The 16746-nt window shown below is 67.7% G+C and carries 16 protein-coding genes; 15 read left to right on the top strand and 1 reads right to left on the bottom strand.

Going from position 1 to position 16746, the window contains the following annotated elements:
- Positions 1-21 precede the first annotated feature (21 nt).
- The 5 genes from ACZF5Y_RS10390 to ACZF5Y_RS10370 all read left to right on the top strand — a co-directional run bounded on the left by ACZF5Y_RS10390 (position 22) and on the right by ACZF5Y_RS10370 (position 5125).
- Positions 22-690 carry a GntR family transcriptional regulator gene (locus ACZF5Y_RS10390; RefSeq protein WP_497532586.1) on the top strand — a complete coding sequence of 223 codons (669 nt, stop codon included), beginning with the start codon at positions 22-24 and terminating at the stop codon, positions 688-690.
- Complete coding sequence (locus ACZF5Y_RS10385; protein ID WP_497532585.1) at positions 687-2225, top strand: MmgE/PrpD family protein; 1539 nt, start codon at positions 687-689, stop codon at positions 2223-2225. Before ACZF5Y_RS10390 ends, ACZF5Y_RS10385 begins: the two co-directional genes overlap by 4 nt.
- A complete protein-coding gene (prpB, locus tag ACZF5Y_RS10380) occupies positions 2225-3124 on the top strand; it encodes a methylisocitrate lyase (RefSeq protein WP_497532584.1) in 900 nt (299 codons plus the stop codon). The genes ACZF5Y_RS10385 and prpB overlap by 1 nt, the downstream gene beginning before the upstream one ends.
- A gap of 88 nt (positions 3125-3212) precedes the next feature.
- Entirely contained in the window at positions 3213-4352 is a 1140-nt protein-coding gene (locus ACZF5Y_RS10375; protein WP_497532583.1) for a bifunctional 2-methylcitrate synthase/citrate synthase, read from the top strand.
- A complete protein-coding gene (locus tag ACZF5Y_RS10370; RefSeq protein WP_497532582.1) occupies positions 4349-5125 on the top strand; it encodes an enoyl-CoA hydratase-related protein in 777 nt (258 codons plus the stop codon). The genes ACZF5Y_RS10375 and ACZF5Y_RS10370 overlap by 4 nt, the downstream gene beginning before the upstream one ends.
- Positions 5126-5132: 7 nt before the next feature.
- On the opposite strand, the gene ACZF5Y_RS10365 is transcribed toward ACZF5Y_RS10370, so the two are convergent.
- Positions 5133-5456 carry a putative quinol monooxygenase gene (locus ACZF5Y_RS10365; protein ID WP_497532581.1) on the bottom strand — a complete coding sequence of 108 codons (324 nt, stop codon included), beginning with the start codon at positions 5454-5456 and terminating at the stop codon, positions 5133-5135.
- Between the two features lie 116 nt (positions 5457-5572).
- Here ACZF5Y_RS10365 and argC point away from each other — a divergent pair, with 116 nt between their 5' ends.
- The 10 genes from argC (at position 5573) to fdxA (ending at position 16743) form a co-directional block, all read left to right on the top strand.
- Positions 5573-6634, top strand: coding sequence for an N-acetyl-gamma-glutamyl-phosphate reductase (gene argC / locus ACZF5Y_RS10360; RefSeq protein ID WP_497532580.1), 1062 nt, complete (start codon positions 5573-5575; stop codon positions 6632-6634).
- The gene (gene argJ, locus ACZF5Y_RS10355) at positions 6631-7788 is read left to right on the top strand and encodes a bifunctional glutamate N-acetyltransferase/amino-acid acetyltransferase ArgJ (protein ID WP_497532579.1); all 1158 of its coding nucleotides are present in this window, start codon (positions 6631-6633) and stop codon (positions 7786-7788) included. The genes argC and argJ overlap by 4 nt, the downstream gene beginning before the upstream one ends.
- A gap of 7 nt (positions 7789-7795) precedes the next feature.
- Positions 7796-8698: an acetylglutamate kinase gene (argB, locus tag ACZF5Y_RS10350; RefSeq protein ID WP_053353387.1), complete on the top strand. Its 903-nt coding sequence runs from the start codon at positions 7796-7798 to the stop codon at positions 8696-8698.
- Between the two features lie 11 nt (positions 8699-8709).
- On the top strand, positions 8710-9231 hold the full coding sequence (locus ACZF5Y_RS10345; protein WP_497532578.1) for a prepilin peptidase: 522 nt from the start codon (positions 8710-8712) through the stop codon (positions 9229-9231).
- Between the two features lie 212 nt (positions 9232-9443).
- A complete protein-coding gene (locus tag ACZF5Y_RS10340) occupies positions 9444-10781 on the top strand; it encodes an ABC transporter substrate-binding protein (protein ID WP_497532577.1) in 1338 nt (445 codons plus the stop codon).
- Positions 10782-10787: 6 nt separating this feature from the next.
- On the top strand, positions 10788-12137 hold the full coding sequence (locus ACZF5Y_RS10335) for an ABC transporter permease (RefSeq protein WP_497532576.1): 1350 nt from the start codon (positions 10788-10790) through the stop codon (positions 12135-12137).
- Positions 12134-13072, top strand: coding sequence for a carbohydrate ABC transporter permease (locus ACZF5Y_RS10330; protein ID WP_497532575.1), 939 nt, complete (start codon positions 12134-12136; stop codon positions 13070-13072). The genes ACZF5Y_RS10335 and ACZF5Y_RS10330 overlap by 4 nt, the downstream gene beginning before the upstream one ends.
- 21 nt (positions 13073-13093) lie before the next feature.
- The gene (locus ACZF5Y_RS10325; RefSeq protein ID WP_497532574.1) at positions 13094-13798 is read left to right on the top strand and encodes an HAD family hydrolase; all 705 of its coding nucleotides are present in this window, start codon (positions 13094-13096) and stop codon (positions 13796-13798) included.
- Positions 13795-16344 (top strand): glycoside hydrolase family 65 protein, encoded by a 2550-nt coding sequence (locus tag ACZF5Y_RS10320; protein ID WP_497532573.1) that lies wholly within the window; start codon positions 13795-13797, stop codon positions 16342-16344. Before ACZF5Y_RS10325 ends, ACZF5Y_RS10320 begins: the two co-directional genes overlap by 4 nt.
- A 78-nt stretch (positions 16345-16422) precedes the next feature.
- Complete coding sequence (gene fdxA / locus ACZF5Y_RS10315) at positions 16423-16743, top strand: ferredoxin (protein WP_053353380.1); 321 nt, start codon at positions 16423-16425, stop codon at positions 16741-16743.
- The last annotated feature ends 3 nt before the right edge of the window (positions 16744-16746 follow it).

The raw sequence follows: 16746 nt of genomic DNA, 5'->3' as shown, positions 1-16746 counted from the left end.
TGTTGTGTATACGCTAGCGGTATGTCGGGAAGCAGCGAGCGCACGAGCGATCGGGTGTATCGCGAGCTCCTGCGCGACATTCAGACGGGGGCACTGCGCCCCGGCAGCGTGATCGGTGAGGTCGAGCAGGCCGCCCGCCGGGGCGTAAGTCGCACCCCGATGCGCGAAGCCATCGGACGCCTGGTCGCCGACGGCCTGATCGCGCAGCAGTCCGCGCGCGTGCTCGTCGTGTCCGGCTTCGACGTCGGGGACGTGCGAGCACTCTTCGAAACCCGGCGCGCGCTCGAAGAGGCGGCCGCCCGGCTGGCCGCCGAGCGCGGCGACCCGCACGTCTTCAGCACGATCGCCGACGCGTTCGACACCGCGCACCCCGACGACGGCGCTGCGGGCACCGACGACTACTACGCACTCATCGCGCGCTTCGACACCGCCATCGATGCCGCGGTGCAGAACACGTACCTCACGCAGGCTCTGCGCCCGGTGCGCACGCATCTGGTGCGCGCCCGCGGCCTCGCCCGCGACAACCACAATCGGCTCGTGAGCTCCGTCGCCGAACACGCGCTCATCGCCCGCGCCATCGCCGACGGCGACGCCGAGCTCGCCGCCCATGCCACGCACGTGCACCTGCACCGTGCGCTGACCTCGATCCTCACCTCAATCGCCGACACGGAAGAGAGCGCCTCCGCATGACCGTCACCCACCACGTTCGCGTGTACCGCAGCGATGAAGCGCTGCCGCGCGAGGAGCAGCTCGCGCAGAAGATCGCTCACGTCGCCACCGATCCCGTCGAGGTCGATGCCGACGTCGTCGACATGATCATCAACCGCATCATCGACAACGCCTCCGTCGCGGCGGCGTCGCTGACCCGCGCCCCGATCGTCTCGGCCCGCGCGCAGGCGCTCGCGCACCCGGTGTCGCTCGGCGGTGCGGGCAGCACGATCTTCGGCCTGGCGGGCACGGGCGCGGATGCGGCGCTCACGAGCCCCGAGTGGGCGGCGTGGGCGAACGGGGTCGCGGTGCGCGAGCTCGATTACCACGACACCTTCCTCGCCGCCGAGTACTCGCACCCCGGCGACAACATTCCGCCGATCCTCGCCGTCGCGCAGCACGTCGGCGCCGACGGGCGCGCGCTGGTACGGGGCATCGCGACCGGGTACGAGATCCAGATGGACCTCGTGCGCGCCATCTGCCTGCACCGCCACAAGATCGACCACGTCGCGCACCTCGGGCCATCGGCCGCCGCGGGCATCGGCACGCTGCTCGGCCTCGAGACGTCAGTGGTCGCCCAGGCCGTCGCGCAGGCGCTGCATACGACCACCGCCACCCGGCAGAGCCGCAAAGGCGAAATCTCGACCTGGAAGGCGCACGCCCCCGCGTTCGCCGGCAAGGTGGCTGTGGAGGCCGTCGACCGTGCGATGCGCGGCGAGACCTCGCCGTCGCCGATCTACGAGGGCGAAGACGGCGTCATCGCCTGGATGCTCGACGGCCCGACGGCCTCGTACGAGGTGCCGCTGCCTGCAGCGGGGGAGTCGAAGCGCGCCATTTTCGACAGCTACACGAAGGAGCACTCCGCCGAGTACCAGGCGCAGGCCTGGATCGATCTCGCCCGCAAGCTGCACGGCGCGCACCCCGAACTCGCCGACCCCGCGAATGTCGCCCGCATCGTGCTGCACACGAGCCATCACACCCACACCGTGATCGGCTCGGGTGCGAACGATCCTCAGAAATACGACCCGACGGCCTCGCGTGAAACGCTCGACCACTCCATCCCCTACATCTTCACGGTCGCGCTGCAAGACGGCGGATGGCACCACGTCGACTCCTACACGGCCGAGCGGGCCGGCCGCACCGACACCGTCGCGCTGTGGCAAAAGGTCACCACCGCCGAAGACGCCGAGTGGACGCGTCGCTACCACTCCGAAGACCCCGATGAGAAGGCGTTCGGCGGCCGCGTCGAGATCGAACTCGCCGACGGCTCCACCATCGTCGACGAGATCGCCGTGGCCGACGCGCACCCGCTCGGCGCGCGCCCGTTCGTTCGCGACAACTACATAGCGAAGTTCCGGCTGCTCGCGGAGCCCGTACTCGAGCCCGCCGAGATCGAGCGATTCCTGGAGCTCGTGCAGCGGCTGCCCGAACTCACCCCCGCCGAGGTGCGCGAGCTGAACATCGTCGCGCGATCCGGCACCCTCGATCTCGCCGCCGCACCGAAGGGACTCTTCTGATGCTCTACGCCCAGACCCCCGCGCATGAGAAGCGCCGCACCTTCCGCGAGCGCCTCGACTCGGGGGAGCTGCTGCGCTTTCCCGGCGCCTTCAACCCGCTCTCGGCTCGACTCATCGAGCGCAAGGGCTTCGACGGCGTCTACATCTCGGGCGCCGTGCTCTCGGCCGATCTCGGACTGCCCGACATCGGGCTCACCACGCTCACCGAGGTGGCGGGCCGCGCGCAGCAGATCGCGCGCATGACCGAGCTCCCCGCCATCGTCGACGCCGACACCGGCTTCGGCGAGCCGATGAACGTGGCGCGCACCATCCAAACGCTCGAGGATGCGGGGCTCGCGGGCGCCCACATCGAGGACCAGATCAACCCGAAGCGCTGCGGCCACCTCGACGGCAAGGCGGTCGTCGACGAGAGCACCGCCATCAAGCGCATCCGCGCGGCGGCCGACGCGCGCCGCGACCCGAACTTCCTCATCATGGCGCGCACCGACATCCGCGCCGTCGACGGGCTCGACGCGGCGGTCGACCGCGCGAAGGCCCTCGTCGACGCGGGCGCCGACGCGATCTTCCCGGAGGCCATGCGCACCCTCGACGAGTTCGCCGCGATGCGCGCCGCGCTCGACGTGCCGATCCTCGCGAACATGACGGAGTTCGGCAAGAGCGACCTCTTCTCGACGCAGCAGCTCGCCGACGTCGGGGTCAACATCGTGATCTGGCCGGTATCGATGCTCCGGATCGCCATGGGCGCCACCGAACGCGCCCTCGACGAGCTGAACCGCGAAGGGCATCTCACCGGCAAGCTCGGCGAGATGCAGCATCGCGCCGACCTCTACGAGCTCGTGGACTACGAGGCGTACAGCCGGTTCGACACCAACGTCTATACCTTCGAAGTGGAGCGATAGACCGGTTCGACCAGATCCGGCCCGGTCCGCACTCGCAAGAGCCGCAGTAATCGCACGTCGTACGTCTCACGCCGCAAAGGAGCGCAGCATGGATGCAGAGATCAAGAAGGGCCTCGCGGGGGTTGTCGTCGATACGACGGCGATCTCGAAGGTGAACCCCGAGACGAACAGCCTGCTCTACCGGGGGTACCCGGTGCAGCAGCTCGCCGACACCCAGCCGTTCGAGGCCGTTGCGCACCTGCTCTGGCACGGTGAGCTGCCCTCGGCGGAGCAACTCGCCGAGCTGCGCGCGACTGAGCGCGCGCACCGCGCGCTGACGCCCGAGGTGCGCGCCGCGATCGACCTGCTGCCGCTCGAGGCCCACCCGATGGACGTGGTGCGAACAGCTGTGAGTGCGATCGGGGCGATCGACCTTGCCGGGGCGGGATCGGTGCTCGACGCCTCGGGGAGCCCCGAGCAAAATCTGGAGCGCTCCGTGCGCCTGTTCGCGGTGCTGCCCGCAATCGTGGCCTACGGGCAGCGCCGCCGCAGGGGTGAGGCAATCGTCGAACCCAGAGACGATCTCGACTACTCGGCGAACTTCCTCTGGATGACGTTCGGGAGCGATCCCGAACCGGTCGTCGTCGATGCGTTCAACCGATCGATGATTCTGTACGCGGAGCACTCATTCAACGCCTCCACCTTCACGGCGCGCGTCATCACGTCGACGCTCTCCGACCTCTACTCGGCGGTTGTCGGGGCGATCGGGGCGCTCAAGGGCCCCCTGCACGGCGGGGCGAACGAAGCGGTGATGCACATTCTCGACGAGATCGGGTCGGCCGACCGGGTGGTGCCGTGGCTCGACACCGCGCTCGCCGAGAAGCGCAAGATCATGGGCTTCGGGCACCGCGTCTACAAGCACGGCGACTCACGGGTGCCGACGATGCGGGCGGCGCTCGACCAGCTGGTGGAGCACTTCGAGCGGCCCGACCTCGCCGAACTCTACGCCACGCTCGAGAGCGAGTTCGTCGCGCGCAAGGGCATCTACCCGAACCTCGACTACCCGTCGGGGCCGGCCTACCACCTCATCGGCTTCGACACCCTCACATTCACGCCCCTCTTCATCGCGTCGCGGGTCACCGGGTGGACCGCGCACATCAGGGAGCAGGCGGCGTCGAATGCGCTGATCCGCCCGCTCTCGGCGTACGACGGCCCGGCGGAGCGCGACGTGTCAGACTGGACCGCATGAGCGACTACACGACGATCATCGCCGAGACGCAGGGACGCGTCGCGACCATCACCTTCAACCGACCCGAAGCGCTGAACGCCCTGAACGGCACGCTGGTGCGCGAGCTCATCGACGCCGCGACCGGGTTCGACGCCGACCCCGCGATCGGCGCGATCGTGCTCACCGGCTCGGCGAAGGCCTTTGCCGCGGGTGCCGACATCAAGGAGATGGCGGAACTCGGCTACGCCGACATGCTGCTCGGCGGGCCGTTTCCGAGCTGGGGCGGGTTCGAGCGCATGCGCACACCGCTGATCGCCGCGGTCGCCGGATTCGCGCTCGGCGGCGGCTGCGAACTCGCGATGATGTGCGACATCATTCTGGCCGCCGACACCGCGAAGTTCGGGCAGCCCGAGATCAACCTCGGCGTGCTGCCGGGCTTCGGCGGGTCGCAGCGCCTGCCGCGAGCGATCGGCAAGTACAAGGCCGCCGAAATGGTGCTCACGGGGCGCATGATGGGCGCCGAAGAGGCCGAACGCTCGGGGCTCGTCTCCCGAGTGGTGCCCGCCGGCGAGCTGCTGGCCGAGGCCGCGAAGGTCGCCGAGACCATCGCATCGAAGTCGCTGCCCGCCGTGTACGCCGCGAAGGACGCGCTGCAGGCGGCGCAAGAGATGCCGCTCGCCGAGGGCCTGCGCTTCGAGCGCCAGGCGTTTGCGGCGGCCTTCGCGACCGAGGATCAGAAAGAGGGCATGCGCGCGTTCGCCGAGAAGCGCGCCCCCGAATTTCGCGGGCGGTAGTCGCGCCCTACGCGTCGATCTGCAGCTCGCCCATCGCGTCCCAGCCCGTGCCGTCAACCTGCCGCGAGATGATCTGCGGGGTCGAGACCAGGTGCGGGCGCATGGACTCGAGTCCGGCCGCGAAGTGGTCGGACGAGACGTGCGGGCCGGCGCCCTCGTCGGTGAACGCCTCGATCAGTACGAACTCGTTCGGAGTCTCGAGGCTGCGAGACCAGTCGAACCAGAGGTTGCCCGGCTCGGCGCGGGTCGCCTCGGTGAAGGCGCGCACGATCTCGGGCCACTGATCGACGCTCTCGGGCTTGACGGGGAATTTCACGGTGATGACGTACATACGGCAAGCCTATCGGCGGCCAGTCATGCGTCCACAGGGGTCATCCGTCGATTCGATGCCGCTCTGAGTGGTTGAATAGGAGCACGCGTGCGTGCCGTGCGCGAGAGAGGGAGACGATGACGATCAGCGTCGCTGTGGCGGGAGCCAGCGGGTACGCGGGAGGCGAGCTGCTGCGTCTGCTCGACGCCCATCCCGAATTCGAGATCCGCACGGTCACCGGGCATTCTTCCGCGGGGCGCCCGCTCGTCGAATCGCAGCCGCATCTCCGATCGCTTGCGCATTTGACGCTGCAGCCCACCACGCCAGAGGTGCTCGACGGGCACGACGTCGTCATCTTCGCGTTGCCGCACGGAGCATCGGGCGCGCTCACGGCGCAGCTCTCGAATGTTGGCCTCGCGGTCGACTGCGGCGCCGATCACCGACTCACGAGTGCCGACGACTGGGCCGCGTTCTACGGCGGGGAGCACCACGAGGCGTGGACCTACGGGGTGCCCGAGCTCATCGTGCGCCGCGAAACCGGCGAATCGGGCCGTCAGCGCGAGGCGCTCGTCGGTGCGACGCGCATCGCGGCCCCCGGCTGCAACGCGTCGACGGTGGCACTGTCGCTCGCACCCGGCATCGCCGCCGGCGTCATCGAAGCGCGCGACATCGTGAGCGTGCTCGCGGTCGGGCCGTCGGGCGCGGGGAAAGCCGCGAAGACGCATCTGCTGGGAGCGGAACTCATGGGCACGGCGAATCCGTACGCGGTGGGGGGCTCCCACCGTCATATTCCCGAGATTCAGCAGGCGCTGCGCGGAGCGGGAGCCCGTGATGAGCCGACCATCAGCTTCACCCCGGTGCTCGTTCCGATGAGCCGAGGCATACTGGCCACCACCACCGCGCGCATCGCGCCGGGGGTGACCGCCGCAGAGGTGCGGGCCGCCTGGCACGACGCTTACGGCGACGAGCACTTCGTGCAGCTGCTTCCCGAGGGCACGCTGCCCCGCACCGCAGACACGCTCGGCGCCAACACCTGCCTCATGAGCGTCGTCGTCGACGAGGCCGCGGGTCGCGCGGTGATCGTCGCCGCGCTCGACAACCTCGCCAAGGGCACCGCGGGTGCCGCGATCCAATCGGCGAACATCGCGCTCGGACTTCCCGAGCACACCGGCCTTTCCGTGAATGGAGTTGCACCGTGACCGTCACCGCGCCCCAGGGCTTCCGCTCAGCCGGTATCGCCGTCGGCCTTAAGAGCACCGGCAAGCCGGATCTCGCGCTCGTGGTCAACGACGGCCCGTCGCGCGCGAGCGCCGTCGTCTTCACCACGAACCGCGCCCAGGCGAACCCCATCCTGTGGAGCCGCAAGGCGGCGCAGGGCGGCGCGGCCTCGGCCATCATTCTGAACTCGGGAGGGGCGAACTGCTTCACCGGCGACTTCGGCTACGAGACCACCCGGCTGACCGCCGAGGCCGTGGCGACGGAGATCGGTGAGACCGACGCCGAGCGCGTGCTCGTCTGCTCGACCGGGCTGATCGGTACCGGCGACCAGGCGTTCCGCGACAAGATCGTGGGCAACGTCCCGGCGCTCGCCGCCGCGCTCGCCGCCGACGACACGACAGTAGCGTCAGCGATCCTCACCACCGACTCGGTTGAGAAGACCGCGGTGCACCAGGGTGACGGGTGGGTCATCGGCGCCATCGCAAAGGGAGCCGGCATGCTCGCGCCGGGTCTCGCCACGATGCTCGTCGTGATTACCACCGACGCGCTCCTCGACGACGCCGCACTCGATCGCGCTCTGCGCGCATCGACCTCGACCAGCTTCGATCGCCTCGACTCCGACGGCTGCATGTCGACCAACGACCAGGTGACCCTGCTCGCAAGCGGCGCTTCGGGCGTCGTGCCCGACGAGGCCGACTTCACGTTGGCGCTGGCCGCGGTGTGCGACAGCTTGGCCGCTCAACTGCAGGCCGACGCCGAGGGCTCGAGCCACGACATCGACATCGAAGTGCGCGGAGCTGCTTCCGCCGCCGATGCGGTCGAGGTCGGGCGATCCGTCGCCCGCAACAACCTGTTCAAGGCCGCAATTTTCGGCAACGACCCGAACTGGGGCCGTGTTCTGGCAGCGATCGGCACCACGCAGGCCGCATTCGACCCGTACCAGGTCGACGTCGCGTTCAACGGTGTGAGACTCTGTCACGCCGGTGCGCCAGACCGCCCGGTCGACGAGTGCGATTTGACGCCCCGGCGCACGCACGTCGAGATCGACCTGTTCTCGGGCGAGCACACGGCGACCATTCGCACGAACGATCTCACGCACGACTACGTGCACGAGAACAGCGCGTACTCGAGCTAGGAGTCAGATGTCCACGACCACGAAGCCGCTCGATCACGAGCGCGCTCGGGCCATGACCGAGGTGCTCATCGAGTCCCTGCCCTGGCTGAAGAAGTTCCGCGACACCATCATGGTGATCAAGTTCGGCGGCAACGCGATGGTCGACGACCGATTGCTCGAGGCCTTCGCTGAAGACATCGTGTATCTGCGTCACACGGGCATCAAGCCCGTCGTCGTGCACGGCGGCGGCCCCCAGATCAACGCGATGCTCGGCCGGCTCGGCATCGAGAGCGAATTCCGCGGCGGCTACCGAGTGACCACGCCCGAGGCGATGGACGTCGTGCGCATGGTGCTCACCGGCAAGGTGAATCCCGAGCTCGTCGACCAGATCAATGCGCACGGCCCCCTGGCGGCCGGTACGACGGGAGAAGACGCAGGTCTCTTCGTCGGCCGTCGCCGTCCGCCGTTCGAGGTCGACGGCGAGCTCGTCGACCTCGGGCTCGTCGGCGACGTCGTCGACGTGCGCGTCGAGCCGGTGCTCGCGCTACTCGACGCGGGGCTGATCCCGGTCGTGTCGTCGATCGCTCCCGATGTCGACCGCCCCGGTGACTCCCTGAACGTGAACGCCGATGCCGCAGCGGGAGCGCTCGCGAGTGCGCTCGGCGCCGAGAAGCTCGTCATTCTGACCGATGTGGCGGGGCTGTACGCCGACTGGCCCGATCGTGATTCGCTCGTGTCGTCGATTACGGCGGGGGAGCTCGAAGAGCTGCTGCCGAGCCTCGAGTCGGGCATGATTCCGAAGATGCGCGCCTGCCTCGACGCTGTGCGCGGCGGAGTGTCGAAGGCGGCCATCATTGACGGGCGCGAACCGCACTCGGTGCTGCTCGAGATCTTCACCGAGCACGGCATCGGAACCGAAGTCACGCAGTAGTCGCTCCGCTGATGCACGACGCCGCGCACACCTGGGCGGTGGTTGGCGGCGCACTCTTCGGTGCGTGGTCGATCGCGCTGAGCATCGTCGATCTCCGGTCGCACCGACTGCCCAACACGTGGGTGCTCGCGGCGACGGTCACCGTTATGCCAGCGCTGCTGATGAGCGGCGGTATGCGCTGGAGCGCCGATGCTTCCGGTGCACCGGGCGCCGGTGAACGCGCTGGGGCCACGGTATTGCTCGATACCCTCGCCGTATCGGGAGTACTCGGGCTGGGATTCTGGCTGCTGTGGCGCTTCGCGCCATCCGGGCTCGGCGGCGGTGACGTCAAGGTTGCACCGCTCATCGGTGCGATGCTGGGATTCGCGGGCGGCTGGTCAGGAGCACTGGTCGGGGTGTTCGTCGCGTTCGTCGCCGCGGCGGTGTGGGGGTTCGTGATGCGCGCTCGTCGACCGAGTGCGCGTGCCGCAGTGGCATTCGCCCCGTGCCTCTGTCTGGGCGCATGGCTGGTGATCTGGATGTTCTCGCCGTAATTGGGCCGCCGCCCGGGTATTGTTCCGAATTTCGGAGCGCGATGCAAGGGGCAGACAGGGCCACGACCCGCTCGATACCGTGGCAAGCGGAGGCGAAGTCGCCACACTCAGCTACCCCCGCGTGTCGCCGCGCGGAGCGCGCGCTCGGCGACCTCGCGTTCACGGCGCGGGAGGGGCCCGTGCCGGTTACGCATCGGTCGGATGGAGTTCTCATGCACACCACACGATTCGCGCGATCACGGATGATCCGCGCGACGACGGGCCTCGCGGCCGCGGCACTGCTGCTGACCGCTTGCGCGGGAGGCGACGGCGGAGGATCGCGGGATGCCGGAGCCGGCGATGCTCCCGCGGGTAACGAGTTCGCGGGGACCTCGCTCAGCGTCGCCGCGTCGTGGTCGGGTGCCGAGCAGAAGAACTTTGAGGCGGTGCTCGATGAGTTCAGCCGCCAGACCGGTGCCGATGTGTCGTACACGAGCTTCGGTGACAACGGCCCCACGTATATCAGCGGGCAGCTCGAGGGCGGTTCGCCGCCCAACGTCGCCGTGCTCGGCCAGCCAGCCCTGATGCAGTCGCTCGCGCAGGATGGAGACATCAAGCCGGTGGCCGACGATGTCGCGCAGGCTGTGAGCGACAACTATTCGCAAGACTGGATCGACCTGGGCACGGTCGATGATCAGCTCTACGGCGTCTGGTTCAAGGCCGCGAACAAGTCGACGGTCTGGTACAACGCCGATGTCTACGATGAGGCGGGTGCTGAGGCGCCGGAGGACTGGGATGGGTTCACCGAACAGCTCGGGCTCATCACCGATGCCGGCTACGCGGGTGTCTCGGTCGGGGCTGATGTGGGGTGGCCACTGACCGACTGGTTCGAAAACGTGTACCTGCGCACGGCCGGGCCCGACAAGTACGATCAGCTCACGCAGCACGAGATTCCCTGGACCGACGACTCGGTGAAGGAGGCGCTCACGGTGCTCGGCGAGCTGTGGGGGAGCGACCTGGTGCAGCCGGGCGGAGACCAGCGCGACTTCCCGACGAGCGTCACCGAGGTCTTCGGATCTGACCCCCAGGCCGGCACGGTCTTCGAGGGCGACTTCGTCGCGGGAAACATCACCGCTGACGGCAACTCCACCGTGGGCGAAAACGCGCTGTTCTACGACTTCCCGTCGATCAACGGGTCGAAGCCGTCGGTCGTGGGCGGCGGTGACGTCGCGGTCCAGTTCGATGATGATGAGGCGACCACGGCGCTGATGGCGTTCCTCGCCTCACCGGAAGCCGCGGAGATCTGGGTGCCGAATGGCGGCCTGACCTCCCCGAACACCGGGGTCGACACCTCGCTGTACCCTGACGACACCTCGCGCCAGATCGCCGAGGCGCTGACGGGAGCCGAAGACTTCCGATTCGATCTCTCCGATCTCGCCCCGAGTGCGTTCGGCGGCACGCCGGGCCAGGGCTTCTGGCAGGAAATGATCTCCTTCTACCAGAAGCCGGATGACGTGGACGGAGCTGCGCAGCGCCTCGAGGCTGCCGCGGCCGCCGCGTACGCGAAGTAACCGACGATGACTCGGACGCAGACGGTTCCGATTGCGCTGCGCAGTGGCGCCGTGCGCAATCGGAGCCGGCTGCGCCAGTGGCTGCTCATCGGGTCGTTCCTCGGCCCGGCGCTGCTGGCGCTCGGCGCGCTCGTCGTGTACCCGATCGTGTACACGGTGATCCGCTCATTCTTCGATCGCTCGGGTTCGGCCTTCGTGGGGTGGCAGAACTACGTCACGATGTTCACGAACGACACGACGTTCACCGCGATCCGCAACAACCTCGTGTGGGTCATCGTGGCTCCTGTCACGGTGACGATCATCGGGCTGCTGCTTGCGGTGCTCGTCGACAAGATCGGGTGGAAGACGGCGTTCCGGTTGATCGTGTTCATGCCGATGGCGATTTCGATGCTCGCTGCGGGGGTGATCTTCCGCGGCATGTTCCAGGAGAGCCCGCAGCTCGGCGTCGTGAATGCCGCGATCACGAGCGTACAGAGCGTGTTCACGGATCAGGCCAGTTACCCGGGCGCGAAGCCGCGCGAGGGCACGGGTATCGAAGCTGATCAGGGGGTGATCGCGTCCTCCGAGACGGTCACCACTGGCGACGTGCAGAACTTTCCACTCATCGGGGTGAAGCGCAGCGCGCTCCCTGAGGGCTCCGTCGACGCGAAAGCGGCGGGCGCGGCGAATGACACCCAGATCTCGGGCACCGTCTTTCTCGATCTGATTCGTGGCGGGGGCGGCACGCAAGGCGAACTCGAAGCGGGCAAGACCGGGCTCGCCGGGGTTCGCGTGGATGCGGTCGACGCCGATGGCTCGATCCGCGGCTACGCGACCACGGGAGCCGGCGGCGCCTATACGATCGAGGGTCTCGATGCCGGAACCGAGTACCGCATCGCGCTGCCCGCGTCGAACTTCGGGGAGGGCGCAGCGGGCGTCTCCTGGCTGAGTGCGTCGTGGATCAACGTGGTGGTGATTCTCGCGTATATCTGGATCTGGGCCGGATTCGCGATGGTCATGATCGCGTCGGGCCTCTCCGCGATGGATCGGTCGCTGCAGGAGGCCGCGCGCACCGACGGCGCGAACGAGTGGCAGGTCTTCACCCGCATCACGGCGCCCCTGCTCGCACCCGTGCTGCTCGTGGTGTTCGTGACGCTGATCATCAACGTGCTGAAGATCTTCGACCTGGTGTACGTGATCCCACCAGGTGCCTCGAAGCCCGCGGCGAACGTGATCGCGGTCGAGATGTGGACGGTCTCGTTCGGTGGCGGCAGCAACCAGGGGCTGGGCTCCGCGCTCGCGATCCTGCTGCTGATTCTCGTGCTGCCGTCGATGATCGTGAATGTACGCCGTTTCCGATCGGAGCGAGGACGATGACGACGCAACTGGAACCTCCTGTCAGCGGCGCGGGATCACCGAAACCCGCCGGCACGAATCCTCCGGGGGCGGTGCGCCGGCGCAGCCAGACGCTCGGCGCACGTATCGCGCGCGTCGCGAGCAGCGGCGTCGTGCATCTTGTGCTGGTGATCATCGCGATCTTCTGGCTCGTCCCGACGGTCGGCCTGCTGCTGACCTCGTTCCGCACTGCCGGCGACAACGCGTCGAGCGGCTGGTGGACGGTGCTCGCGAAGCCCACCGAGATCACCCTCGAGAACTACGCGAATCTGCTGACCAACGCGACGATCACGGGATCCTTCTGGAACACGATCGTGATCACGGTGCCGACGACGATCCTCGTGGTGATCATCGGCGCGCTCGCCGCGTACGCGTTCGCGTGGATGAAGTTTCCCGGCCGAGACTGGCTCTTCATCGCGGTGATCGTACTGCTCGCCGTGCCGCTGCAGGTCGCGCTGATTCCGCTCGCGCGCCTGTTCGGGTCCCTGGGCATCTTCGGGAGTGTGGTCGGAGTCATCCTCTTCCATACCGCGTTCGGGCTGCCATTCGCGATCTTCCTCCTGCGCAACTTTTTCGCGCAGGTTCCGGAAGAGCTGCTCGAGGCCGCTCGCATCGACGGCGCGCGCGACTGGTTGATCTTCTTCAAGATCATGCTGCCTCTCGGTCTCCCGGCGATCGCTTCGCTCGCGATCTTCCAGTTCCTCTGGACCTGGAATGACATGCTCGTCGCGCTGATCTTCACGAACACGGACTCTCAACCGCTGACGGTGGCGATCCAGTCGCAACTCAGGCAATTCGGAGCGAATATCGACGTGCTTTCGGCCGGTGCCTTCCTGTCGATGCTCGTTCCGCTGATAGTGTTTTTCGCGTTCCAGCGGTATTTCGTGCAGGCGCTCCTCGCGGGCTCCCAAAAGTAGTATCTGGAAGGGGAATACCGGGTGATCGATCGGTACGATGCGTATCTCTTCGACCTCGACGGGGTGATCACGCCCACCGTCGAACTCCACAAACGGGCCTGGCAGGAGACGTTCGACGCGTTCTTCGCCGCCCGCGGGGGGGAGCCGTACGCCGAGCGAGAATACTTCGCCTCCCTCGATGGGAGGCCCCGGTTCGCCGGCGTCGCGACGCTGCTCGCAGCGCGGGGCATCGTGCTCCCCGAGGGGTCACCGAGCGATCACGGCCTCACGTCGGTGCGAGGTATCGGCAACCGGAAGAACCTTGCATTCGTCGAGGTGCTCGAGCGCGACGGCATCGACCCGTACCCCGGTTCGCTGAGGCTGCTGGATCATCTGGCCGAGCGCGACGCTCCGCTCGCGGTGGTGTCGAGCTCGCAGAATGCCGAAGCCGTGCTGCGCGCAGCCGGGCTCCGCGATCGGTTTCGTGCGGTGGTCGACGGCGTCGTCTCGGCGCGCGAGGGCTTGCCCGGCAAACCCGCGCCCGAGACCTATCTCCGAGGGGCGCAATTGCTCGGTGCCGCGATCGACCGGACCGTCGTGTTCGAAGACGCAGAGTCGGGCGTCGCAGCGGGCCGGGCGGGGTCGTTCGGACTCGTCGTCGGAGTCGATCGCGGCGCGGGTCGTGAGGCCCTCATCGCTTCGGGAGCAGATATCGTCATCGCAGATCTTGAGGAGTTGCTCGCATGAGTCATGAGTCATTCGACAGTCCGGTCAAAGAACTGCAGCGAGACTTCGGCGATGACCCGTGGCGACTCGTCGTCTCGGGCATCGACCCCGAGCTCGCGGGTCAAGACGAGTCGATCTTCGCGCTCGGCAACGGGTACCTCGGCATGCGCGGCAATCACGAGGAGGGCCTGCCGCTCGGCAGCCATGGCACGTTTTTGAACGGGCTGCACGAGACCTGGCGTATTCGCCACGCCGAAGACGCGTACGGCTTCGCGGAGCACGGCCAGACGATCGTCAATGTGCCGGATACGAAGACGATTCGCATCTACGTCGACGATGAGCGGTTGAATCTGCAGTCGTCGGACATTCTTGACGTGCGGCGTGTGCTTGATTTGCGGGAGGGCACACTGACGCGTACGCTGCTCTGGCTCACGCCGACGGGCAAGCGCGTGCGGGTCGACACGCGGCGCATGGTGTCGTTCGCGTCTCGGCATCTCGCCACTCTCGAAATGCGCATTACGGTGCTCGACGCCGACGCAGAGGTCACGGTAAGCAGCCTCATCGTCAATCGGCAGGATCTCGGGCGCGTGCACACAGAGGCGCCGCGCGAGGCCGGTGCCGGGTTCGATCCACGCAAGAGCGACCAGTTCGACGACCGAATTCTCGATCCGGGCCCGCTGCTGCACTCGGGAGAGCGATCTGTGCTGAGCTACCGCGTGCGCGACTCCCGCATGACGCTCGGCGTCGGCGTCGATCACCACTTCGACACCGGCACTGACGAGCAGTGGCGCCACCGCGTCGACAAGTCCCAGGATCGCGTGCGCCACGTGTATCAGGGCACGGCGCGAGCCGGCAAGACGGTGCACCTGCTGAAAACGGTGGCGTATCACCACTCGGCCACCGCGGTGCTGTCTGAGATGCTCGATCGCTGCATCCACTCGCTGAACAGCGCCGCCACGGAGCCGCGCGAGACGCGTTGGGAGCAGCAGCGCGCCTATATCGCCGACTTCTGGGAGCGCAGCGACGTGCGCGTCGACGCCGACCCCGGGGTGCAGCAGGCGATCCGGTGGAACCTGTTTCAGGTCGCCCAGGCTTCTGCCCGGGCAGACGGGCGCGGGATCCCGGCGAAGGGGCTCACCGGATCCGGCTACAGCGGGCACTACTTCTGGGACACCGAGATCTATGTGCTCCCGTTCCTCACCTACACCTCGCCGTTCTGGGCGCGTAATGCGCTGCGCGCCCGAGAGCGGATGCTGCCGCAGGCGCGCAAACGGGCCGCGACCCTCAACGAGAACGGTGCGCTGTTCCCGTGGCGCACGATCAACGGCGAAGAGGCCAGCGCGTATTACGCGGCCGGCACCGCCGGGTATCACATCAACGCCGACATCACGTACGCGCTCGCGCGCTACGTCGCCGCGACCGGCGACCTCGAGTACGTGCTCTCGGGCGCCTCCGACATCGCCATCGAGACGGCCCGGCTCTGGGCGAGCCTCGGGTTCTGGCGATGGGACGACGACGGGGTGGAGCGCTTCCACATCCACGGCGTCACCGGACCGGACGAGTACACCACCGTGGTGAACGACAACCTCTTCACGAACGTCATGGCGCGGTTCAATCTGCGGTTCGCCGTCGAGATCGCGCGGCGGCTGGTTGCCGAGGCTCCGGCCGAGTACGCGGTGCTCATCGACCGCCTCGGTATCACCTCCGAAGAGATCGACTCGTGGGAGCGCGCCTCCGAGGGCATGGCTGTACCGTACTCCGAGCAGCACGGCATCCACCCGCAGGACGCGCACTTCTTGGAGCGCGAGGTGTGGGATCTCGCGGCCACCCCGCCGGAGCAGAAACCCCTGCTGCTGCACTTTCACCCCCTCGTCATCTACCGCTTCCAGGTACTCAAGCAGGCGGACGTGGTGCTCGCACTGCTGCTCGCCAGTCACGAGTTCGGGCGCGACGAGAAACGTCGGGACTTCGAGTACTACGACGCGCTGACCACAGGCGACTCGACGCTGTCGGCAGTGGTGCAGTCGATCATCGCGGCCGAGGTCGGGTATCGCGACCTCGCCTACCGGTACTTCGATCACGCGCTCCGCGTCGATCTCGATGACTTGCACCACAACGCGTCGGACGGGCTGCACATCGCTTCGACCGGCGGAGTGTGGATGGCACTCGTGCAGGGCTTCGCCGGCATGCGCGACGCCGGTCGGCAGTTGACCTTCGATCCTCGTCTGCCCGACCACTGGGGCTCACTCGAGTTCCGCCTCGAGTGGCGCGGGCAGCGGTTCGAAGTACTGCTTGAGCGCGAGGCGATCAGCTTCGCCCTGATCTCGGGCGACGGGCCGATCGTGGTGCGGGTGCGCGATGCGGATGTGCGGATCGTGGCGGGGGAGACGACTCGAGTCGCCCTCGACGACCAGGGGCCCGACCTCGGAGCATTCGGCGGGCTCTCGGCGGGCATCCTGCCGCGTCAGGGTGACAGCGGCACGATGCCGCAGTTGTCAGCCGAGGTTCCGGTCGTCACGACGTCGATCCCCACGCGCCCGGTGCACGGGGAGCACGACGCTCACTGAGCGAGCGACCAGGAGCGCCGCGAGTAGGATGGGAGCTGTCGGGCATTCCCGGCATCTCCCGAGTGAAAGGCGGGTCCCGTGACTTACGTGATCGCTCTTCCGTGCGTCGACGTGAAAGATCGCGCGTGCGTGGACGAGTGCCCGGTCGACTGCATCTACGAGGGCGAACGGTCGCTCTACATCCACCCCGATGAATGCGTTGACTGCGGCGCCTGCGAACCGGTGTGCCCGGTCGAGGCGATCTATTACGAGGACGACCTGCCCGAAGAATGGGCCGACTACTACAAAGCCAACGTCGAGTTCTTCGACGAGATCGGCTCGCCCGGTGGAGCCGCGAAGACCGGTGCCTACGACTTCGATCACCCGATCATCGCCGCGCTCCCGCCCCAGGGCGAGTAAGGA

Source organism: Leucobacter sp. WKLB1, from assembly GCF_059696215.1.
The sequence above is the reverse complement of the archived record's forward strand: the minus strand, read 5'-3'. Positions and strand labels throughout refer to the sequence as shown.